The organism is Vibrio sp. BS-M-Sm-2 (genome assembly GCF_041504345.1).
GTDB lineage: Bacteria > Pseudomonadota > Gammaproteobacteria > Enterobacterales > Vibrionaceae > Vibrio > Vibrio satsumensis.
Genome location: NZ_CP167894.1, coordinates 2,760,148 through 2,782,711, shown reverse-complemented (window position 1 = coordinate 2,782,711; position 22,564 = coordinate 2,760,148). Strand labels below are relative to the sequence as shown.

The following is a 22,564-nucleotide window of genomic DNA, read 5'->3' as shown; positions in this document are numbered from 1 at the left end:
GATCCCTGCCCCACCTTTGGTAATATCGGGTCTGTTTTATTTTTCGCTTCAAAATAAAAGAAGCAATAAACAAATTCTGAAAGTCATGAGTACTCAACAAAAGACGACCATGGCTGGATAAAAATTTATAACCAGTCTAAGTTCTAACACGAACATGGCGTACTAGCCTCTAGCGCATTTGAGCTAAAGCAGTTAAGCTAATCTGGTTACAAACTTACAAAAAATAAATTAATTGGGGTATATAAAATGTACGAGAAGCAAGTAGAAATCACAGCAGAAAACGGTCTTCACACTCGTCCAGCTGCACAGTTCGTTAAAGAAGCAAAATCTTTCGACGCTGACATCACAGTGACTTCTAACGGCAAAAGCGCTAGCGCGAAAAGCCTGTTCAAACTACAAACTTTAGGCCTAGTAAAAGGTACTAACGTTACTATTTCAGCTGAAGGTCCTCAAGCTCAGCAAGCAGTAGACCACCTAGTTGCTCTTATGGATCAACTACACTAATACGGTCTCCTTCTTTCAAAGCCATTTTGCATAGCAAAGTGGCTTTGTTCGAAATAGATAGGAATAAGCGCGACATTAGTCGACGACTTAAAGTCACACACTCTCCCGTTTACAGTTGAACAACTAAGGTAAGGCTATGATTTCAGGCATCCTAGCATCTCCTGGTATTGCTTTCGGTAAAGCACTACTACTTCAAGAAGATGAAATTGTCCTAAACACTCAATCTATCTCAGACGATCAAGTTGAAGCAGAAGTTCAGCGTTTCTTTGACGCTCGTAACAAATCTTCTCAACAACTTGAAGTTGTAAAGCAAAAAGCACTTGAAACTTTTGGCGAAGAAAAAGAAGCAATCTTTGAAGGCCACATCATGCTGCTTGAAGATGAAGAGCTAGAAGAAGAGATTTTAGCACTCATCAAGAAAGACAAAATGCACGCAGACAACGCGATCCACACTGTGATCGAAGAGCAAGCTGTTGCACTAGAGTCTCTTGATGATGAGTACCTAAAAGAACGTGCAACTGATATCCGTGATATCGGTACTCGTTTCGTTAAAAATGCTCTAGGCATCAACATTGTATCTCTAGCAGATATCAATGAAGAAGTTATCCTAGTAGCTTACGACCTAACGCCATCTGAAACTGCACAAATCAACCTAGACTACGTTCTTGGTTTCGCTTGTGACATCGGCGGTCGTACATCTCATACTTCAATCATGGCACGTTCTCTAGAGCTTCCAGCTATCGTTGGTACTAACGATATCACTAAGCAAGTTAAGAACGGCGACATGCTTGTGCTAGACGCGATGAACAACAAGATCATCATCAACCCTTCAGATGCTGAATTAGCAGAAGCTAAAAAAATCAAAGAAGATTTCGAAGCAGAAGCGGTTGAACTAGCAAAACTAAAAGATTTACATGCTGAAACTCTAGACGGTCACCGTGTAGAAGTTTGTGGCAACATCGGTACAGTAAAAGACTGTGACGGTATCCTGCGTAACGGCGGTGAAGGCGTTGGTCTGTACCGTACTGAGTTCCTATTTATGGACCGTGACGCGCTTCCTACTGAAGAAGAGCAATACGTTGCTTACAAAGAAGTAGCAGAAGCAATGGAAGGTGAGTCAGTGATTATCCGTACTATGGATATCGGTGGCGATAAAGACCTACCATACATGGACCTTCCACAAGAGATGAACCCTTTCTTAGGCTGGCGTGCAGTACGTATCAGCTTGGATCGTCGTGAAATCCTACGTGACCAACTACGTGGCATCCTACGTGCATCTGCACACGGTAAACTACGTATCATGTTCCCAATGATCATTTCTGTTGAAGAGATCCGTGAACTGAAAAAAGCAATCGAAGAGTACAAAGTTGAACTTCGCGCTGAAGGCCTAGCTTTCGATGAAGAAATCGAAATCGGCGTAATGGTTGAGACTCCAGCAGCAGCTGCAATCGCACACCACCTAGCGAAAGAAGTATCTTTCTTCTCTATCGGTACTAACGACCTAACGCAATACACTCTTGCGGTAGACCGTGGTAACGAAATGATTTCTCACCTATACAACCCACTATCTCCTGCTGTTCTTACAGTAATCAAGCAAGTGATCGATGCATCACACGCTGAAGGTAAGTGGACTGGTATGTGTGGTGAGCTTGCTGGTGATGAGCGTGCAACGCTACTTCTTCTTGGCATGGGTCTAGATGAGTTCTCTATGAGCGGTATCTCTATCCCTAAAGTTAAGAAAGTAATCCGTAACTCTAACTTCGCTGAAGTTAAAGCTATGGCTGACGAAGCACTATCTCTACCTACAGCTGCAGAAATTGAAGCTTGCGTAGAAAAATTCATCGCTGAGAAAACTCAGTAATCGCCAAATGCTTAATAAAGTTAGACGGCTAAAAATAGTCGTCTAATTTGTTAGATTGGTATAGTATATTCTACAGAATAAAACTAAACGTTAGGAGCATGACACAATGGGTCTGTTTGACAAACTGAAAAAGCTTGTATCTGATGACAGCGCTGATGCTGGTGCAATCGAAATCATCGCACCTCTTTCTGGTGAAATCGTAAACATCGAAGACGTGCCAGATGTAGTTTTCGCTGAAAAAATCGTTGGTGACGGCATCGCTATCAAACCAGCTGGCGACAAAATGGTAGCTCCAGTTAACGGTACTATCGGTAAGATCTTCGAAACTAACCACGCATTCTCTATCGAGTCTGACGACGGTGTTGAGCTTTTCGTTCACTTCGGTATCGATACTGTTGAACTTAAAGGCGAAGGCTTCACTCGTGTAGCTGAAGAAGGTCAATCTGTTAAAGCTGGTGACACTATCATCACTTTCGACCTAGCGCTTCTAGAAGAGAAAGCGAAATCTACGCTTACTCCAGTTGTTATCTCTAACATGGACGAAATCAAGGAGCTGAACAAGCTTTCTGGTTCTGTAACTGTTGGCGAAACTCCAGTTCTTAAAGTAACTAAGTAATCTCGATTACTTATCAGCTTTAATTAAAACGCTACCTAAGGGTGGCGTTTTTTGTGCCTGTTATTTGGCTCGAGTTCCTTAAACAACAGTTCTGATTACTACTCCTCACCTCGCTGTAAACAATCCCTCAATAAGCCACAGTAATACCCAATTATTAATTACCAACGTAACCCTACTTTGTTATTAAACCACACAAAACACCACCCTTGGCGCAGGTCCCACACGTTAGATCACGCAGTATGTCTTTCGACCACAACAAGAACCCTAACATCTGACTTACTTCTCGATCAAAAGCAGATTCCTGATACCTTGTTCTACTCGGTTCTGGAATGACGAAAGATTGCTTCGATGTAGTAAGCGAGAAAATCACCACTTCCCAACTCCCATCATTCCCCCTACAGTGAGGAACGAACGTGATAGGGAATCTCGTTTTTGCTCCCGCTTACCAACATTGCACTTTTCCCAATACACCTTCACCAAATCGCAGGCAATAAAAAACCCAGCCGAAGCTGGGTCTGTTTAGCGCTCATCTCTCACCACGAGCTAATTTGTGGAAGCCTAACGTTAACGCTTATGATCAACCATGCTTATAGTCAACGTGGCCTTTCAATCGATTAACCTAGTAGGCTAAGTGCCGAGTTCGGAGCTTGCTTCGCTTGAGCAAGAATCGAGCTTGAAGCTTGAGAAAGGATCTGAGACTTAGTCATCTGAGTCGTTTCTTTCGCGAAATCGGTATCTTTAATACGGCTCTTAGATGCGTTAACGTTCTCGTTAATGTTGTCTAAGTTGCTGATAGCGTGGTCGAAACGGTTTTGGAAAGCACCTAGCTCAGCACGGTGGCTGTCTACATACTTAAGTGCCGCATCGATAACGGCTACAGACTCTTGTGCGCCACCAACTGATGTTACGTCGATAGTATCAACCGTTACGTCTTTGCCAGGTTGCATGCCTAGTTCACCAGCAAGGCTGCCAGAGAATGCCACTTCGCCTTCAACTTTGTTGTTACCAGTAAACATTTGTAGCTTACCATCTTCAGTTACAGACGCTTTCACAGAGTCTTGTTGACCGTTGATGTACGTTGCTAGCTCTTCGATATCGTCACCCGCTTTTGCGTTGATGTCGATTTCTTGTGCTTGACCGAAGTTATCAGTGAACGACAATTTTAGGTCGTTAGAGCCAGCTTGAACGTTCCAATCTTTGTCTTTCGCGTTCTCAGTTTGGTAGCTCTTACCACCCATCTGAGCATTATCAGAGCGCATGTCTTTCAGTTGAAGCATTACCGCTTCACCGTTATCTGCACCGATTTGGAATGATTTAGTACCGTGAGTACCGTTAAGCAGCTTGTTGCCACCAAAAGACGTCGTTTCCGCGATACGGTTTAGTTCATCGTTCAGTGCTGTTACTTCTTCTTGAATCGCTACACGCTCAGATTTTGAGTTTGAGCCGTTTGAAGATTGTAGAGACAAATCACGCATACGTTGCAGGATGTTAGTCGTCTCGTTCATTGCACCTTCAGCAGTTTGTGCAATCGAGATACCGTCGTTCGCGTTACGTACTGCAACATCAAGGCCGCGGCTCTGAACGTTCAAACGGTTAGAGATTTGTAGGCCCGCAGCGTCATCTTTTGCGCTGTTGATTTTTGAGCCTGAAGCTAGACGCTCCATTGATGTTTGTTGTGCGCTGTTTGCGTTGTTTAGGTAACGTTGCGCTGTCATCGCTGAAACGTTTGTATTTACATTCACTGCCATGGTGATTTCTCCAATTGATTTTCCGGTATAGCGGTTTCCGACGTCTCGGAAAACCAAGTAGTTATCTCTAAGTTACTTTTAATAACGGCGTGATTGGCGAAACCTTTAGGAAAAAAACAACAAAATTAAAGAAATAGCGATAAAGGAGAAGAAAGCGTGACTGGCAGTAAAATTATCAAAAAAAGATGAGAAAAACGCTAAAGTTGCCGAGAAGTCGGTCGAGCAATAATTTGTATTTTAATTAACCAAACAGACTGATTAAGCTGAAATACCTTTATAAGATTCGAGGTAATTCATTAACCTAATAACGTTAAAGCGAGATTCGGAGCTTGCTTGGCTTGAGCGAGTATCGTTGTGCTCACTTGCTGCAAAATTTGTTGCTTAAGCATTTGAGTGGTTTCTTTAGCGTAATCGGTATCTTTGATTCTGCTGTTTGATGTAGCCAAGTTCTCATGAACATTTTCGAGATTATTAATCGCATGATCAAAACGGTTTTGCATTGCGCCTAACTCAGAACGATGACTATCCACGTACTTCATTGCTGTATCTAAAATAGAAACTGCACGTTGCGCTCCACCCACATCGGTGACATTGATGTCATCGACAGATTCGTAATAACCCGCCGACATCGAAAGCTCACTGGCTAAAGAACCTGAAAAAGAGATCGTGCCCGCAGTATCTTCGCCAGACATATAGATCTGAAGTTGCCCGTCATCATTAACCGAAGCTGACACGAGATCCGTCTGACCATTGATGTAGGTCGCCAGCTCTTCAATATCATCGCCCGCTTTCGCGTTGATGGTGATCTCTTGTGGCTGACCAAAACGATCGGTAAACGACATCGTCATATCATTCTGGTTTGATTTCACTTCCCATGAATTACTAGCCATACCATTGGAGACATAGCTAAATCCACCCATGTTGATGTCATCGGTACGCATGCTTTTTAAGCCTATCTGCACCGCTTCGCCAGAACTGCCACCGATTTGAAAAGAGGTATGTCCAAAGCTGCCGTTGAGGAGTTTTTTACCACCGAATGAGGTGGTTTCTGCAATTCGATTCAGCTCGTCATTTAAGGCGGTGACTTCCTCTTGAATAGCGATTCGTTCCGATGAGCTATTCGACCCGTTACTCGCTTGTAGGGACAAATCTCTCATGCGCTGCATGATATTAGTGGTTTCATTCATTGCTCCTTCTGCCGTCTGCATAATGGAGATTCCGTCGTTAGCGTTTCGAACCGCGACATCAATGCCGCTCATCTGCGCTTCTAATCGATTCGAAATTTGTAAGCCAGCCGCATCGTCTTTTGCACTATTAATACGACTCCCTGAAGCTAAGCGCTCCAAAGATTGGTTCAGCATGTTGTTGGCATTCGACAGATTCCTCTGAGCCACCAGCGCTGAGACATTTGTATTAACAGTTATAGCCATAGACCTTCACTTACAAAAAGATGAATAAAACTCACGATTGCTCTTATATCGACCAATTCATCTAAAGCTTTAATAAAAAAGGAGCCCTGAGGCTCCCATTATTTATTCTATTTGAGGCGATTTACTTAACCGTTAATGCACTCAACATCTCAGTTGAAGGAGCAAAGTAGTAAGCGCCTGTCACCGCTTTAGTAAAACGAAGCAGTTGGTCTGTTTTACCATCTGTTACGCCATACATGCTCTCTAGCATCGCATCAAAGTTATGACGGACATTACAGTAAGCAATGAACAATAAGCCGTGGTCGCCCGTTGCTGTGCCGTAAGGCAGGCTGTGACGAACAATTTTAAGGCCCTTGCCTTCTTCTTTAATATCCACACGACCAACGTGAGACGCCGCAGGAACATCTTCTAGCTCGATTGAATCGGGCTTAGTACGACCCACGACTTTCTCTTGTGCTGATACATTCAATCGGTTCCAAGCAGGTAGGTTGTGCACAAAACGTTGCACCATCACATAGCTACCGCCAGCAAATTCACCTTCAGGCACAATCGCCACTTCAGCGCGCTGTGCGTCTTTCGGGTTTTCGGTGCCATCAACGAAGTCGGTCATGTCACGTGAATCTAGGAAACGGTAACCGTAGGTTTCATCAACTACTTCAACGTCTGCTGCTACTTCAGATAGCAATTTACGTAGGATGAAGAAGTGCAGATCGTGTCGATTTGAATGACAGTGAATCAGAACATCAGACAATGTGCTCGGTGCAGTGACATCACCTTCGCCAAGCGCAGGGAAATCAATGAGGTCAGACGGAGCAGCTTGCTCGAACTTATCCCAAAAAGCCTTTGAGAACGCAACTGACGCCGTTAAGTTCGCATCTGGTTGAGTTTGATTGAGCCCTTCGATTAGCGCAGGAATCTTTTGAATTTCTGCGAGTACATTAGTAGCGTTAGCATTCACTTTAAGTTGAACGTAAAGAGCGAAAGGCCCAGCTTCTGGCAAGATAGCACTTTGAACGTTAGGCTGCTCATTTGAGGAGTTAAGCATAGATTATTCCTTCCATTTTTAGCTTCTAAGTATAATTGTGAATAGGACAAATGTTTTGATGAGAATCAGTCTTCGTGCTCAACCACTTTAAAGCAATCCCTAGCGGCATGACTATTAGTTAGATAAAGCGCTAACCATAAGAGCAGCAATAGAGTAAGACCATTTGACCAACGGAACCATCCGTTATCCAAATAGATTAAATAAATCGTATGAGAGCCTTGTGCTAAAATAGCCGTCATAGTGACCCAACGCCCCCAAGATACGACTTTATTCAGGCGCTTTCTATCTGGAGATCTTAGCCCAAACAACCACATGAGTAACAAGCTAGGGATACTCAAAGCGATCCCTACATAAAACATATGATGATCTGGATAGATGATCTCGAGAATATCGGTTCCCGACTCTCTACTTGCACCTGCAACAATGAACACGACCAGCGCTTTCGCAAGAAACAGCCAACCCAACCATAATAGAATTGGGGCTTTTAAAAAGCCGTGCTTATCGTATTGTTCTATGGAGTACCGCACAAATCTCACTTTCACTTAGTTTCAAACCAACACTTTAACGCAAATCATTCATACTTAACTAGGTTTGCGTTATCTTATTGGTTAATCCGTTTTAATTATCGAACTCAGTATGAAAAAGAAAACTAGTACACCGTCTGTTGAATCTCAACAAGAAGCACTGAAGATAGCCAAAGCGACTCAAAAACCCGCTCAAACCAAAGAACAAACTAAATTGATTGCTCAGGGGATTGAGAAAGGCATTGCGCTCTATAAGAAACAGCAAAAAGAACGCAGTCGCCAAGCTGATAAAGCAAAGAAACGTGTACAGAAAGAGAAGCAGACTCAACAAGCGCACCAAGCTCAAGAGCAGGATATCAACACTAGCGTTGAAACCGCATCAAATCACGCCAATAAATTGCCGTGGCTACTATTGGTCGCTAGCTGGATAGGCTTCGCAATTTATTTGATGAAATAACAGGATAATCGTATGAAAAAGGAATTAGTCGCTTTGATTATAAGTGGTGCATTGCTAGGTTGCACGACACCGACATCAATGCCCCATAGCGAAGCTGACCAAGTAAAAATGGATTATCACGGACTGATTGATATCAACAAGTGCGATTACAAAGGGGAAGTCACTGGCAGCGAAGGCCACTGGTACAGCTATCTATTCTTCCCAAATGACACTCTGATTCAAGGCGCAATGAACGAGTTAAAATTCAACGCCATTGAATTAGGTGCAGACACCGTGATATTTACCCTTCCCCAAGACTTTGCCACTTCCGTGACCATGCTGGGCACAGCTTATTTGTGTAAGTAGATAGAAACGTAATTAGGTAGCTCAGCACTAAAATGAGCGAGATGCTACCACGACTACTTCTACTACAAAAAAGAAAGCCAGCTTTCGCTGGCTTATGCACTAAATCCAAGGCTTGTTGCTATATCGCCTTTACGCTGGATAACCCATTGACTGTCAAATGGCCCCCAGTCGGATAACTGGTAATAGCCATCATTATGACGTCGCCCATCTTGAACAAACATAAGTTCAATACCGATCCCCGGTAACGCCTTGAGTACATCTTGAATAGTACGACGAGGCCACCCCGTTTTTTCGATGAGTTTAGGCACATTTGGCCTATCAAGGCTTTCCACTAACAATGCTAAATATAGCCGCCTTGCAAAAACAGGACTCAACTCCATTGACACCTCCTATATATGTGCAGCTCAATTATTTCTTTTTTCGCTGACAACATGTTGAGGCTGATCAATAAGTCTCCAATAGTGACATTTTCTTACGCTTTTTTTCACTCTATGAAATATTCATCACTCTATTTTGTCTGAGTTGCTGCTTCCTGATAGGATTCAACTCATAACAATGAAATAAAATCACTCAAAGGAAGAATAATGACTATCACTATGTTTGGTATCCCAAATTGCGACACTATTAAAAAAGCAAAGAAATGGCTCGAAGCTGAAGGTATCGAGTTCGAATTTCACGATTATCGCAAACAAGGCATCAACACAGAGCTAGTAACAAACTTCTGTTCTGAGCTAGGTTGGGAGCTTGTGCTAAACAAACGTGGGACAACTTATCGCCAACTTCCTCAAGAGCAAAAAGACACGTTAACGGAAGAAAAAGCAGTGGCTTTGCTTGTTGAGCAACCAGCAATGATCAAGCGCCCAATCTTAAAAGTAGATGGTAAGCTTCACATCGGATTTAAAGCAGACCAATACGCGGCTATTTTTTCTTAGGCCGTTGTATTCACATAGATAAACAACTGGACGTTGATCATGAAATCAGCGTCCTAAACATTAATGACTAGACGTTTTATTTAAACAAGGAATTCAAGGATGACAGACAGCCCAACTTTGGCTCTGGCAAAAGACCTAATCAGCCGTCAATCGGTAACACCAGAAGATGCAGGTTGCCAAGACCTGATGATTGAACGCTTAAAAGCACTCGGTTTTGAAATCGAAGTCATGGTATTTGAAGATACTACGAACTTCTGGGCTCGTCGTGGTACCGAAGCGCCTCTATTTGCTTTTGCAGGCCACACTGACGTGGTTCCAGCTGGTCCAATCGAACAATGGAACACCAAGCCATTTGAGCCAACGATTGTTGATGGCTACTTACATGGTCGCGGCGCGGCAGATATGAAGGGCTCTCTGGCATCAATGATTGTGGCTGTAGAACAGTTCATTGCCAAACACCCAGATCACACTGGTTCAATCGGTTTCCTTATCACCTCTGATGAAGAAGGTCCTTTCATCAACGGTACGGTACGTGTTGTTGAAACGTTGATGGCGCGCGGTGAGAACATCGACATGTGTATTGTCGGTGAACCATCAAGCACTGAGTTTGTAGGTGATGTAGTGAAGAACGGTCGTCGTGGCTCTATCACAGGCGACCTAACGATTAAGGGTACACAAGGTCATGTTGCCTACCCTCACCTTGCGAATAACCCAGTACACAGCTCTCTGCTTGCAATCAACGAGTTGGCAACGACTGAGTGGGATAAAGGTAATGATTACTTCCCACCAACCAGTTTCCAAATCCCAAATGTAAGCGCGGGCACAGGGGCTTCAAACGTTATCCCCGGTGAGTTCAATGTTCAGTTTAACCTGCGTTTTAGTACCGAGTTAAGCAACGACATCATCGTTGAACGAATCACAACTACGCTAGATAAGTACGACTTCGAATACGACCTTAAATGGACATTCAATGGTGACCCGTTCTTAACAGACGCAGGCTCATTACTTGACGCTATTGTCGATGCAGTAGGCGACGTAAATGATGTTAAACCTGCGTTACTTACAACAGGTGGGACATCTGACGGACGCTTTATTGCACGCATGAAAGGGCAAGTCGTAGAACTAGGCCCTGTGAATGCAACTATTCACAAGGTTAACGAATGCGTGAAAGTGGCTGATTTAGAGAAGCTAACCGACATGTACGAAAAAACATTAGTGAACCTGTTCGCTAAATAGTTCTTTTATCAGCGATTCATAGCATCTAATTCTTGAGAGGCACGTTATGACACCAGAGCAGCTAACCGGACAATCAGATTCTCACCTAGAACCTAACCTGATTGGCACCAAAACCTTCTTGGTTCACAGTGACGTCAAAGGTGACCTAAACAATTTGATTGAAGCTGCTCAACTCGCTGGTTTTAAAATGGAGATTGCCAGTGGTTTTCGCGACTATGAAAGGCAATCTCTGATTTGGAACCGTAAGTTTTCTGGTGACGCTCCAATATTAGATTCAGAAAGCCAACCACTTGATGCTTCAACACTCAGTGAGCACCAAAAACTGTCAGCCATTCTTAGGTGGTCTGCCCTTCCCGGTGCGAGCCGTCACCATTGGGGCTGTGACTTTGATGTCTTTGCTCGAAACAACTTACCAGAAGGTACACAGCTGCAATTAGAGCCATGGGAATACCTTACTGGCCACCAGCAAGCATTTTACCAATGGTTGTCTGTTCATGCTTCACAGTTTGGGTTCTTTTTTCCTTATAGCGAAGACCTTGGTGGTGTGGCGATCGAACCATGGCATATCAGCCATCGTAAAGTATCGGAGTCGTGTTTATCACAGTTATCTCCGACTTTACTTGGCAAGCAACTCCAATCTAAGCCAATATTAGGGTATGAGATTATTATGGAGCAGCTAGACGAGATCTACGCACGCTTCGTAGCGAACATCAGCCATTAGGAGCGCTTATGTTAGAGTGGCTTACAAACCCTTGGGTTATCATCATCATCGTAGTTAGCGTTGTGGTGGGTAACATCGCAGCTCTCAAACAGACCGCAAATATGGATCTGACGGGTCGTGGTAAAACAGAGCGAGACTTAGATAAGCTCAATCGCTTGGATAAACAGAATCAAGAGAAAGCTGAAAAAGAAGAATCCAAAGACAGTAAAGACGCATAGCTTTTTTCTTTGGCTAATCCGCTTGATAGACCAATAGTCTGATAACAACGAATACAAAAAAAGAGGACACAATGTGTCCTCTTTTTTATTGGCCTTAGCTAGTCACAGAGCTGATTGAACCCAGCTCTGTGACTGCTTAAGTGCTACTACTCAGCTTTCGCTTCTTTGTCATTTTTGGTCTGGTCAGCAATATGCGCTAGTACCGGAACCATTGACTTAAGCAGCTCTTCTTCTACTGGCTTACCTGATGCATCCGTTACGTTAATCGACGTACGGTTACCAAGATCACCAAATAGGAAGTTGTAAGTGCCTGGCGCTAAATCGATAGGCTGTAGGCCAATTTCTTCCCAGAACTCATCATCTGGTGCTGCGTACTTCGCCTTCACCGTACCCTGAGATTGATTGCGTTCTTCAAGCTCAAAGCCCATAGCAGGCAACAAGTTAGGCAGGCGCTGCCAGAATACATTGTATGGTGTACGAGCAATAATCACAGGGAAACCACTGCGGTCCGCACCCATTGAGATTGGGATTCGCTTCACCAACTCTTGCGCTTTCAGCGCTGCTTCAGCACGAAGGTTTTCATCGTACTTAGCCATAACTAGATTAGTCAGGAACGCGTTGTAACGCTCTTTATTGGTTGCCGTTACCGGTTTCTCTTCAGTACCTTCACGCCAATCAATCAGGTTAATCTTGAAGCCGTGACGGTTGTTCGCTTGGAAACGAGACATAGAGTAGCGGCTGCCAATCTCTACGTCTTCATCTTCAGAAACCCAAGTTACCCAATCAGTCTCAATCTCATTCTCTGATTGCTCACGAATACCAATGCCACGCTGAGCCAGCATATCTACAGCCGTTTGCCACACTCTGTCAGCCTCTTCAGCACGAAGAAGCCATAGTGTCACTTCACCATTTTGACGCTCAGCACGAGCACCAGGAATCAATTCAAGAACCTGTTGCGGTGGACGAATATCCACTTCACGGCCAATACCACCGCTGAACTCACCGCTTGGGATGTCAAAGTTTGGGTAGAACTGAGGCTGAGCATCTTCAGGCAATTGCCATTGTGAAAACTCAGGTGTTTCTAAGTATTCGAAATCATCTTTGGCTTGACGACGTTGAGTCGGGCTGCCAGAACATGCTGTAAGAACGAAAACAGCCAGTGACCCAATCACTAGCTGGTGAGAATACTTCATTTATACTCCTAAATGCCGAAGGTTCGCTTCGGCATCACTTCATACGTTTTTAGTAAATACACGCTTCAGTCATTGCTTGAGCAACAACAGGTTGAGCTGGTTCTGACAGTTCAGTCAGAGGCAGACGTAAGCCACCTTCAGCAATCAGACCCATTTTATGAACCGCCCATTTTACGGGAATAGGGTTAGACTCAACGAACAAATTCTTATGTAGAGGCATCAAGCGCTCATTGATCGCTTCTGCTTCTTCAAACTTACCTTCTTTCGCAAGTTTGAACATAGTAGCCATATCCGCCGCTGCAACGTTATTCGTTACAGAAATCACGCCATCACCACCACGCTTAACAAATTCTAGACCTGTTAAGTCATCACCACTTAGTAAGATAAAATCTTCGCCACAAAGTTCACGGTGAATTGCAATTCTGTCGAGATCACCCGTCGCATCTTTAAGTGCAACGATGTTTTCGATTTCAGAAAGGCGAGCAACAGTCTCTGGTAATAGGTCTACGGCAGTACGACCCGGTACATTGTATAGGATTTGAGGAACGTCACTTACTTCAGCAATCGCTTTGTAGTGTTGGTACAAACCTTCTTGAGTCGGTTTGTTGTAGTAAGGCGTTACACTAAGGCAACCCGCAATACCAGAACCGTTCAATAAACGACTGAATAGCACTGACTCGTGCGTAGCATTAGCGCCTGTACCTGCGATAACTGGGATACGACCATCAGCAAATTCAACGATCTTATTGACGACTTTGACATGCTCTTCAATAGTGAGTGTTGAAGACTCACCTGTTGTGCCAACCGCAACCAGACCATCACTACCTGCAGCAACATGGTGCTCAACTAACTTTTTAAGGCTGTCGAAATCCACTTCACCATCTGTATTAAATGGCGTAACTAGCGCAACGATACTTCCTGAAAACATGTCTATCTCCCTTAATTTATTCTTTTTGCATGTTACTGTAAGCCAATCAATAAACACAAGACATTAAAGTGGCTTAGCGGCAACATCTGCAGTAAATATTGTCGTATGTTTGAGGTAAAACGACTTCTAACGGTGGTTCTACCTAGAATTTTGGTAACCTGCGCTCAATCTAGCGGATAGCACATCATTGGATGTCAGCAACAAGTAAGCTGTACTCTCACCACTCTATCTCATTTTTAACACTCTCAATATTCTTATCATTGGTTACATGTTAGAAGCAAGAAGCCTCATAAAAAGCCCCGTACGCACGCTTATTCCACGAGCTAACTGTGCTAACATGCATGAATCAATGGAATATAAAGAGACGTGATTTTATGACTCAACATCTAGTAATCACAGCTGTGGGCACTGATCGCCCAGGTGTATGCAACCAAGTGGTTCATTTAGTCACCCAATCAGGCTGTAACATTATTGATAGCCGTATCGCTCTGTTTGGCGAAGAATTTACGCTTATCATGCTGCTGTCTGGAAAGGCAAATAACATTACCCGCGTTGAAACCACCCTGCCCTTGCTTGGCCAAGAGCACGACTTGATTACGATTATGAAGCGAACCTCACCTCATGATGTTATTGAGAACTCTTACACAGTAGAGGTGTTCGTTGAGTCAGACGATAAAATCGGCCTTACTGAACAGTTTACCCAGTTCTTCGCAGACCGAAATATCGGCCTCGATTCGTTAAGTGCACGAACCATCAATAAGTCTAAGGTTCAACTCGACAACGACCAATTCCATATCTCTATTACCGCTTCTGTACAATCAGAATGTAACTTGATGCAGCTACAAGAAGAATTCAACTCGCTGTGTCAGAGCCTATCAGTCCAAGGCTCGCTCAACTTTATTAAAAACAGTCTTTAAAAAGGAAATGTCATGAATACGCTAACGGCTGGTGTTCCAGCACCTGCTTTTTCGCTTCCAGATCAAGATGGCAATATCGTATCTCTTGGTGACTTCAAAGGTAAAAAAGTACTTTTCTACTTCTACCCAAAAGCAATGACTCCAGGTTGTATTGTGCAAGCAGAAGGCCTGCGTGATATCAAAGCACAGCTTGATGACCTCAATGTGGTTGTTCTGGGTGTCAGCATCGACCCAGTCAAACGCCTACCAAACTTCGTTGCGAAGAAATCTCTAAACTTCACACTGCTATCTGACGAAGACCACAGTGTTGCTGAGCAGTTCGGTGTTTGGGGCGAGAAGAAATTTACCCTTAGAAAATTTCAATGACAGAAAACCTTGATGAGTTTTCATGACAAATCTATCTTTGATATGTGGGTAACATATCGAGGGTTGTTTTGTGATAGAAACACATGAAGAAAAATGTTCCGAAGTTTATCATGACTACCGACTGCTTTCCGTCGAGGTCGATACATTAGCAAAGCTAAGAATTTCTACGAATATCAATACTGAATCTGGAGAGGTGACGCACTCTCCTTACCTTTCCCCTTCCAAACTGGAATCGCGCATAAAGAAAACCGATATCATCGTTGCCCCTGACGGTAGAGTGGTTTATCCACAATCTCTTTACCTAGTATCTAAATTGCGTGGTGAAGCGGCTGTAAAAGACACAGGTTCAATCGCAAAAGGTTTGCTGGCTTTCACTCGTTATTTGGATTCGACTCACCACTCTCAAGTTGATGAAGATGACATTGAAATACCATGTGAATACCTAACGTATAAAACCCTATCGAAGTATGAAGAAGAAGGGGCTCCTTGGCGGTTTGCTGAGTTTCTACTTGCAAACTGTAATAATATTGATGGCGCTAACGGTGATGAGGCTTTTAGTTTATCTACCGCTAGAAGCTATATAGGGGCTGTTATCGGATTCTATAAGTGGATGCAAAAATACGGCTACATAAAAAATGACGAGGAAAATGTTGTTACACACTATACAACTAGTACTGCGCATCAAAAGTTAAACCACCACGATATGTTGGCTCACACAAAATCTGGCTCTGAGCGTTCTTATGAAACCTCCAATATCATGAAAAGGTTTCCTAAAACAGAGAACACGCCCGCCCATAAAAAGCTCAAGCCCATGCATCCCGAACACAAAGCCTTATTTAATGAACATATAACGTCACTTCCAAAAACGACAAAACTCATCTTTCGCCTATGTGTCGAAGCAGGAATTAGAATAGATGAGGCCATTCACTTCCCCGCTCACGATATCGGAAACGCTGACTACAGTGATTTAGATGCTGTACCAGTCAAAATTACTCGAACAAAAGGCAGTAAGCCTCGAACTGTAGAAATCCCAATTGAATTGTACGAAGAGCTAGAGATACACAAAGAAAGTCATACGCGGATTAAAAACCTAAACAAGCGCAATGAGCTTATTCAATCAGGCAGCGAGATGGATGCCGTTGAGTATCTATTTATCTCAAACAAAGGTGTGCCTTACTCAGCCAGTACTTTAGAAACGCACTTTTCAAACCTTAGAAAGCAGATTCGCGAAGTGGACTCTTCTTGGTATTACCGAATTCATGATTTACGTTCTACCTTTGCTACTCACTGGCTTTGGGAGGAGTCAAAAGAGCGAAATGTTAGCTATGACTACCTGATGAGTGAGTTAGCGTATTTGATGGGACACGCCAGTACATCGACCACCGAAAAGTACATTCAGTACATGAATAAGCTTGACGACCAAATCAAAACGGCTAAAGCCAAAAATCGCAAAATAAACGGAGGTTGGTCGTAATGGCGAAAAGTAAGATCGCAAGACAATCCAAGTCCGTTAAACGTGTGCGAAATAGTCAAAATGTCGTGATGTTGAACCTGACGATTCCTTATAAAAATAATAGATTAACTAAACCTAAACCGTTTGATATTTCTCATTTATTACATTTAGGGTGTAGCAAAGAAAGTGCAAAAATAGAAAGTCGAACAGTATTTATTCGGCGCTTTTGCGAGAAAGCCAACCAATATGTCAGTAATGGAAACTCAGCATGCACAATCACAGCAATATACGAAAGTTTGCGCTCCTACATTGTCTTTTGTGATGCTGTAAATGTCGCCCCTTTTACAGAAAGTGGGTATCTAAAGTTTGCTGGCAACGATGGCGAGTTAAGGCATCGTTGCAAGATGTTTAGTCCTTCAATGCGCCTATGGGAATACAATCATGGTGATGAATTAGGCACTAAAGAGTCGACAGCTTCGACCGTGCTTTCAACACTTCGCATAGCTCTCGATTGGTGCGGCTTGCCGGCTTCCTGTTGGATTTTGCTTCACCGAGGGTTTACAGGAGAAAGAACGCCACACAAAGGATATTCAGAGGAAGAAGAAGCACTGCTTGTGACACGTTTGGAGAGGCTATTCTTTACTCTTGCGCCTCAGCTTATCGCAGCCAAAGAAAACAATACACCTCTGCCAGAGGCACTTCCTGTTATTATTGCCTGTAGCAAATATGAGGAAGTTGTTTCAATCCCAACATCATTGGATACACAAACTACAGGACACAGTAAAAGTGGCACGGCTGTTAATGCTGGAGCAGCCTTTAACCTTGCAATGGGCGCAGCATATCATTTGATGTGCTATTTCACTTCACTGAATGACACCAACATTCGAAACATTGCCCATCCGATTAAGGTTCACACAGAAACTCGAGACAAGAGCCTACAAATTGTGAGGGTCTCAAGTCATAAGCCTAGAGCGAACAAAGAGGTCGATGCGTTATTGGTAGGTGAACAATTTGAAGTTGATAAGCGTGACGGTGTGAAGTTTATCCGCTTACTCGAACGACTATCTAAACTGTATGGCAACGGTGACGATGGCTCTAGGTTAATATTTACTATCAATAACAAAGCTGGTGTAAGTGATACTATTAGCTTGCAAGAAATAAATAAAAGGCTTGTGAATCAACTGCACCTATTATCTCCGCATCGGGCTGGCAACTTACCCTGGTTTAAGGAGCTGTTTTACGCCCACCGAAACCAACAAGCAATCACGTTAAAGAAAGTGGTTAATCACTTGGGTCGCTCGCTTGTCCACAAAGAAGTACAGGCAATCTCCAAATCCAATGCAACGCAAGGGGCAACCAATAGCGCTTACTGTATTTTATCTTGCTACACGGACTTACCACTCAAAGGTATTTTACTCCCACTAACGTACTCTGAGAGAGATAGTAATGGCAATATTACTGTTTCTTTTAACTATAGAGATGGAGTGAGTAGCTCCTTTAAAGTACCGGCTTCAGATTTAAAGTTAATCAAAGATATTGAGCAATATGCTACTGAGAAAGCAAACAAGCAGGCGAAGAAATATGAACGACTGCTTTTAACGAGAAGCGGCAAAAACATCCCTAATGATTGGGAAGGTATCAGCCCTATTTCATCTGCGTTAATGAGCAAGTGGTCTGTCGAGTCAAACCATTACTACATTTCTCTTCAATCGAGTCGCTGGCGAGAAATGACCAGTAATCAAGCCTATGCCGAGGGGGGCTTCAAGAGGCTCAAAACATACTCCAAAATACCAAGGAAACATTAGAGAAATGTTACCTTAACGAGCACCCATTAGTTAATAAAGTCATCTTGTCTCAAAGTATAGAGGTCATTGAAAACCTTGATGAGGACACGAGCTTAGAGCAAGCAAAAGATATTGTGGTGAACAAGCGTGGTATTCCAATGTTATCACTCGATGAGGAGAAGAAGATGCGCGAGGAAGGTAACGTTAAAATTAACCCCAACGGACTTATTTGTAATGGAAAACAAGTCATGCGTGAAGGCAAAAACACGCAGCGAGAAACCAACTATGCTCTAGGCATAAACTTGCCGTGTGCTGAATTTGATATGTGTTATAAGTGCCAATCAGCCAAAGCGGTAGATGACATTGATGCTATTTATAAGCTCATGTCATACATAGATGTTCTCAAAGAAACCCTTGATATGTACCCTGATTCTACAGGTAATATCCATGAAAAAATTGAACAGTTTGAGTATGCGCTAGATGGAGCGAGTGAAGATGTTTTTGACGGGGCTATGTCGCGATTTAATACACAAGGTAGACACCCAAGAGTCTCTATCGACCACGCGCTTTTATCATTATAGTTACGGAGGCTCACATGATAAAACTCACTGATCCAGAGCACCAAGACAAGCTTCTTAAAGCACAAGAAAATGTTGGCGCTCATGTAAATTACTTAATGGATGTACTAAAGCCAGCTATTGAGCGTGGCGATTGGGACGAACTTGAAAGCATTGATATAGGCTTTACTGTTACGGGTGAATCATTAGGCAAAATTGGCGATGATGACGCTTGGAGAGAACTACAGCCTTATTTTGAGTCAAAAGTAAAGAAAGCCAAAACCATAGATTTTACACTCGATGGTAGAGTCATTGAGCGTAACCTAAAAAATCAGCTTAAAACCCTCTTACTTAAAATGATGTGGCTATCACCCCATGACCATTCGTTTGGCACTCTTCGGGAGGCATTAAGTGACCTAAAGAAAGTCATCGCCCCACTTTTAAATGAAGGGTTTAATACGCTGTCTGCTTTGGACTTTGACCGACTCGAAACTTGGGCACTAACCGGCTATACCGACATCGATTTTGAAAGAGAACCAATTTACACGGCATTAAATCGCCTTAATAAAGAAGCAAAAGGCTTACCATTTGAAGTTAACCTAAATAAAAGGCTTAACGCCTCTGACTTTGGCTTAGTAATCAAAGACGCGAAGCAATTTACCGTCATTCCACAGAGGCTTTACTATCTGGGTCTTCAAAGATCGGAAGCTCTCATTAGTGAAGCTTATGCCCTTCGTGATGAGCTAGAGCGATTGGCAGAATACATCACCACCTACTTTGATAAGGTGTATGAAGGTTATGCTAAGTACCTTGTCAGTGATGACTCGCGCTCTAAAAACGGTGAGATTCAATGGTATTTAGGTAAATCAAGCAGAGTAAATAAACAACGTACACTTGCTTTTCAACAGGCCTTTTCAGCACTTGATTCTCCAAATGAAGAAGAAGCACTTACTGTCATACGCATTCATAAACCAGAGATAATGTACAGGTGCATCGACAAGTCCCATACCGAACTCAAGCTCACGATTGGGCAATGGACAATCACCAATCTCAGAGAGGCTCGATCGCTTTTTAAAAATCTCAATGGCTGCTGCCTGTGGGGCTTAATGGCTCGAACAGGAATGAGAGCCGATGAAATGTATCACCTAAACACAGCTCAAGGCTGTACGACTGAGATAATAAAAAGACAGAAGATACACGTTATCCATGCGAGCCTCTCAAAGACAACTAAAGGTTCTCAATCAAAGCAAGATGAGTTTGTCACCACCGAAATAGGCATGAAGGCATATGAAGTTCTTCAAGCGCTACACTCACCACTAAGAAAGTTGCACCCTAACTCTCAATCCTTTTTCCATAAAACAAAAGAGGATTTTAGTGAAATAACTAAATATCAACTTGGGAAACATTCTCAAGCTTGGTTTAAAAGTACTATGGGCGAAGAGCTTGCGCTCACCAATGAAGACGTTGTTGACCTAAAAACATCTGACCCAAACTTATCGTTTAAAGTGGGCAGGAATTATGAATTTACAGGGCATCAACTTCGACGCTCTTTTGCTTACTACCTAATTGGGTACGAGCTTTGTAATTTTCCGCAACTCAAACAACAGTTTAGTCATGTCTCTATGGCAATGACTCGGCATTACGCAAAAAACGCCAGTAAATTCCAAAAAATCCGACAAAAGAAAAAGACACTTGCTCACGAAATTGATGAGGAAAGAATTGACCAGAAAGCCAGAATTTATTTGAGCATCTATCAGAAACTGGCAAACAAGGAGCGAGTTGCCGGAGGCAAAGGCAAAGAGTTTGCTAAGAACATGATAAAAACAGACCGTAACTTATTCAAGGATAAGGTGGACAATGACATGCTTTCTCTAAGCTATTGGAAAAAGAAAATTCGAACTCAAAGTCGCCACATTCATGCCGTTGCGCCTGGGGTATATTGCACTTCGACCACCTGCGGTTTAAGAACGCTCGTGAACCTAATGGAATGTGTAGATTGCAAGAATGACTACATCGTGGATGCCGTATTTGCTGAAGCAAAGCGTAAAGAAGCTGAAATTCACATGCTTTACGATATCGAAAATAATGAACTCACCCCTCAAACTGCCTCTGAATCTTACATTAAAATTCAAGCTGCAGAACGTATTATGAGTGATTTAGGTATCGACTATGAACCTGTTGTTTTCCCTAATGAAGTTACGGAAATACTCATCCCATTTGGAGTGGTTTCATAATGTCACAGACAACAAAAAAGAAACTCATTGACGCATTAGAAAGGCTGCTGAGCGGTGATGTGGCAAAATTATCATCGAGAGAGCTGCGTAATAAGGCGCGAAAAGGCAAACTCAAAATCAACAACAGTAGCGTTGAGAAAGAAGCGGGGCTTTCTGCTGGCGCACTCAGAAGGCACAGCGATGTCGTTCTGATGATAAAAAGCAAATCATTAGAAGTACAAGTTGCTCAAGATGAGAATACAGACTCCCCTATTGAAGTGCTTCAAAAGGAAATAAAGGCACTCAAAGGTGAGCGAACGCAAGCCAACAAGAAGAAAAAAGAGTATTACGATGAGGCTCAAAGCCATAAAGAGGCATTAGCTGTTCAAGCTGCCACCCATATAAAGGTAGTTCAAGAACTAATGGAAATGCTACATGAAAGTCAGCGCGAGAAAGCGATGGATAAGGTGGTTAATACCAGACCAAATAACATCGTTGATGGTAATTTTAGAAAGTAACTGAGCCTCATTTTAAGTTACCACTAGACAGCACTAGCAAGCATAGATAAAACTAGACGTTAAAATAAAAAGAAAGCTCGATTTAGAGTAAAGTTAAAGAAAGTAAGGATAACCTATGGCTATCGAAGCAGGACAAACCGCTCCAGATTTCACATTAAACGACCAAGACAACAACCCAGTAACCCTCTCTGAGCTGAAAGGAAAGAAGGTTTTACTCTACTTCTACCCACGCGCTTCAACGCCTGGCTGTACTGTCCAAGCTCAAGGGCTTCGTGATACTAAGGCTGAGCTAGATGCTCATAATGTTGTTGTATTGGGTCTAAGCCCTGACACACCTAAGAAGCTGACTAATTTTATCAATAAGCAAGAGCTCAACTTTACACTCCTCGCAGATGAAGAGCACGCAGTTTGTGAGAAGTACGGTGTGTGGCAACTAAAGAAGTTTATGGGCCGTGAGAATATGGGCGTTGTAAGAACAAGCTTCTTGATTGACGAGTCAGGTAACCTCGAACACGTATTCAACAAGTTCAAGACCAAAGATCATCATGAAGTTGTATTGGATTATCTAAACAGCAAGTAGCCAATTCAAGCTCTAGCCGGCACACTCTAGTAGGGGCTACCAAGCCCCTACTCAAACAAATACTTCTAAAACCCAACAAACGTGTCACTGATAGCGGTAGGCGTTCCAAGCAACTCATCCGCATCACTTATGGTGTCGTACTGAGTTCGCCAGATTACGCTTTTTTCACAGCCAACTCTTAAACACCATCCACAATGTACTCATCTAAGGTGAATTCAATAAGCTCAACTTGACTAGGGGTAAACTCGCTCGAAATACTTGATCTTTCTGAAGCGACGAGTTTTGTTCTTGTATGTGTTTCCCTAGCATAAGTGACAGAACGTCGCTAATGTTCAAATATTCACATTACTCAATTTTTGTAAGCGTTCCCCGCACAGCTCTCATCTGAATTAGGCGCAAAAAATTCTCCCAAGAATCA

At 43.0% G+C, this 22,564-nt stretch carries 21 protein-coding genes and 2 pseudogenes; 16 read left to right on the top strand and 7 right to left on the bottom strand.

What is annotated here, in order from left to right:
• Positions 1–246 precede the first annotated feature (246 nt).
• The 3 genes from AB8613_RS12850 (at position 247) to crr (ending at position 2,981) form a co-directional block, all read left to right on the top strand.
• Positions 247–504 (top strand): HPr family phosphocarrier protein, encoded by a 258-nt coding sequence (locus tag AB8613_RS12850; RefSeq protein WP_004734263.1) that lies wholly within the window; start codon positions 247–249, stop codon positions 502–504.
• 136 nt (positions 505–640) lie between these two features.
• Complete coding sequence (gene ptsI, locus AB8613_RS12845; RefSeq protein WP_017061935.1) at positions 641–2,365, top strand: phosphoenolpyruvate-protein phosphotransferase PtsI; 1,725 nt, start codon at positions 641–643, stop codon at positions 2,363–2,365.
• Between the two features lie 106 nt (positions 2,366–2,471).
• Positions 2,472–2,981 carry a PTS glucose transporter subunit IIA gene (crr, locus tag AB8613_RS12840; protein ID WP_004737851.1) on the top strand — a complete coding sequence of 170 codons (510 nt, stop codon included), beginning with the start codon at positions 2,472–2,474 and terminating at the stop codon, positions 2,979–2,981.
• Positions 2,982–3,595: 614 nt separating this feature from the next.
• Here crr and AB8613_RS12835 read toward each other — a convergent pair.
• The 4 genes from AB8613_RS12835 to AB8613_RS12820 form a co-directional block, all read right to left on the bottom strand.
• Positions 3,596–4,729 (bottom strand): flagellin, encoded by a 1,134-nt coding sequence (locus AB8613_RS12835; RefSeq protein ID WP_010436625.1) that lies wholly within the window; start codon positions 4,727–4,729, stop codon positions 3,596–3,598.
• A 296-nt stretch (positions 4,730–5,025) separates the two neighbouring features.
• Positions 5,026–6,159 (bottom strand): flagellin, encoded by a 1,134-nt coding sequence (locus AB8613_RS12830; RefSeq protein WP_372383917.1) that lies wholly within the window; start codon positions 6,157–6,159, stop codon positions 5,026–5,028.
• 121 nt (positions 6,160–6,280) lie between these two features.
• Entirely contained in the window at positions 6,281–7,204 is a 924-nt protein-coding gene (locus AB8613_RS12825) for a Dyp-type peroxidase (RefSeq protein ID WP_372383916.1), read from the bottom strand.
• 65 nt (positions 7,205–7,269) lie between these two features.
• A complete protein-coding gene (locus tag AB8613_RS12820; RefSeq protein ID WP_372383915.1) occupies positions 7,270–7,731 on the bottom strand; it encodes a DUF2919 domain-containing protein in 462 nt (153 codons plus the stop codon).
• 109 nt (positions 7,732–7,840) lie between these two features.
• Here AB8613_RS12820 and AB8613_RS12815 point away from each other — a divergent pair, with 109 nt between their 5' ends.
• Together AB8613_RS12815 and AB8613_RS12810 are read left to right on the top strand one after the other, a co-directional pair.
• On the top strand, positions 7,841–8,185 hold the full coding sequence (locus AB8613_RS12815) for a DUF2956 domain-containing protein (RefSeq protein ID WP_372383914.1): 345 nt from the start codon (positions 7,841–7,843) through the stop codon (positions 8,183–8,185).
• A 12-nt stretch (positions 8,186–8,197) separates the two neighbouring features.
• Positions 8,198–8,530 carry a DUF4156 domain-containing protein gene (locus AB8613_RS12810; protein ID WP_372383913.1) on the top strand — a complete coding sequence of 111 codons (333 nt, stop codon included), beginning with the start codon at positions 8,198–8,200 and terminating at the stop codon, positions 8,528–8,530.
• A gap of 92 nt (positions 8,531–8,622) precedes the next feature.
• On the opposite strand, the gene AB8613_RS12805 is transcribed toward AB8613_RS12810, so the two are convergent.
• Positions 8,623–8,910, bottom strand: coding sequence for a helix-turn-helix domain-containing protein (locus AB8613_RS12805; RefSeq protein ID WP_004734273.1), 288 nt, complete (start codon positions 8,908–8,910; stop codon positions 8,623–8,625).
• A gap of 204 nt (positions 8,911–9,114) precedes the next feature.
• Between AB8613_RS12805 and AB8613_RS12800 the strand changes: the two genes are divergently transcribed.
• From AB8613_RS12800 to AB8613_RS12785, 4 genes are all read left to right on the top strand, one after another.
• Complete coding sequence (locus tag AB8613_RS12800; RefSeq protein ID WP_060982502.1) at positions 9,115–9,462, top strand: ArsC family reductase; 348 nt, start codon at positions 9,115–9,117, stop codon at positions 9,460–9,462.
• A 99-nt stretch (positions 9,463–9,561) separates the two neighbouring features.
• Positions 9,562–10,698 (top strand): succinyl-diaminopimelate desuccinylase, encoded by a 1,137-nt coding sequence (gene dapE, locus AB8613_RS12795; RefSeq protein ID WP_285954330.1) that lies wholly within the window; start codon positions 9,562–9,564, stop codon positions 10,696–10,698.
• A 46-nt stretch (positions 10,699–10,744) separates the two neighbouring features.
• Positions 10,745–11,419 (top strand): M15 family metallopeptidase, encoded by a 675-nt coding sequence (locus AB8613_RS12790; protein WP_372383912.1) that lies wholly within the window; start codon positions 10,745–10,747, stop codon positions 11,417–11,419.
• An 8-nt stretch (positions 11,420–11,427) separates the two neighbouring features.
• Complete coding sequence (locus AB8613_RS12785; protein WP_146492475.1) at positions 11,428–11,637, top strand: DUF2897 family protein; 210 nt, start codon at positions 11,428–11,430, stop codon at positions 11,635–11,637.
• Between the two features lie 146 nt (positions 11,638–11,783).
• On the opposite strand, the gene bamC is transcribed toward AB8613_RS12785, so the two are convergent.
• Positions 11,784–12,830: an outer membrane protein assembly factor BamC gene (bamC, locus tag AB8613_RS12780; RefSeq protein ID WP_285954328.1), complete on the bottom strand. Its 1,047-nt coding sequence runs from the start codon at positions 12,828–12,830 to the stop codon at positions 11,784–11,786.
• A gap of 49 nt (positions 12,831–12,879) precedes the next feature.
• Positions 12,880–13,758, bottom strand: a complete 879-nt coding sequence (gene dapA / locus AB8613_RS12775) for a 4-hydroxy-tetrahydrodipicolinate synthase (RefSeq protein WP_146492477.1) — start codon at positions 13,756–13,758, stop codon at positions 12,880–12,882.
• A gap of 374 nt (positions 13,759–14,132) precedes the next feature.
• Between dapA and AB8613_RS12770 the strand changes: the two genes are divergently transcribed.
• The 7 genes and pseudogenes from AB8613_RS12770 (at position 14,133) to bcp (AB8613_RS12740) (ending at position 22,146) form a co-directional block, all read left to right on the top strand.
• Positions 14,133–14,675 carry a glycine cleavage system protein R gene (locus AB8613_RS12770; RefSeq protein ID WP_372383911.1) on the top strand — a complete coding sequence of 181 codons (543 nt, stop codon included), beginning with the start codon at positions 14,133–14,135 and terminating at the stop codon, positions 14,673–14,675.
• A gap of 12 nt (positions 14,676–14,687) precedes the next feature.
• Positions 14,688–15,020: pseudogene (bcp, locus tag AB8613_RS12765) on the top strand (thioredoxin-dependent thiol peroxidase); the annotation flags it as partial.
• A 91-nt stretch (positions 15,021–15,111) separates the two neighbouring features.
• Positions 15,112–16,515, top strand: coding sequence for a tyrosine-type recombinase/integrase (locus tag AB8613_RS12760; RefSeq protein ID WP_372383910.1), 1,404 nt, complete (start codon positions 15,112–15,114; stop codon positions 16,513–16,515).
• Positions 16,515–18,859 (top strand): annotated as a pseudogene (locus AB8613_RS12755) (hypothetical protein). Before AB8613_RS12760 ends, AB8613_RS12755 begins: the two are co-directional and overlap by 1 nt.
• Positions 18,860–18,873: 14 nt before the next feature.
• Positions 18,874–21,069, top strand: coding sequence for a site-specific integrase (locus tag AB8613_RS12750; protein ID WP_372383909.1), 2,196 nt, complete (start codon positions 18,874–18,876; stop codon positions 21,067–21,069).
• Positions 21,069–21,566 (top strand): bacterioferritin comigratory protein, encoded by a 498-nt coding sequence (locus AB8613_RS12745; RefSeq protein ID WP_372383908.1) that lies wholly within the window; start codon positions 21,069–21,071, stop codon positions 21,564–21,566. Before AB8613_RS12750 ends, AB8613_RS12745 begins: the two co-directional genes overlap by 1 nt.
• A gap of 115 nt (positions 21,567–21,681) precedes the next feature.
• Positions 21,682–22,146, top strand: a complete 465-nt coding sequence (gene bcp, locus AB8613_RS12740; RefSeq protein ID WP_372383907.1) for a thioredoxin-dependent thiol peroxidase — start codon at positions 21,682–21,684, stop codon at positions 22,144–22,146.
• Positions 22,147–22,564: the final 418 nt, after the last annotated feature.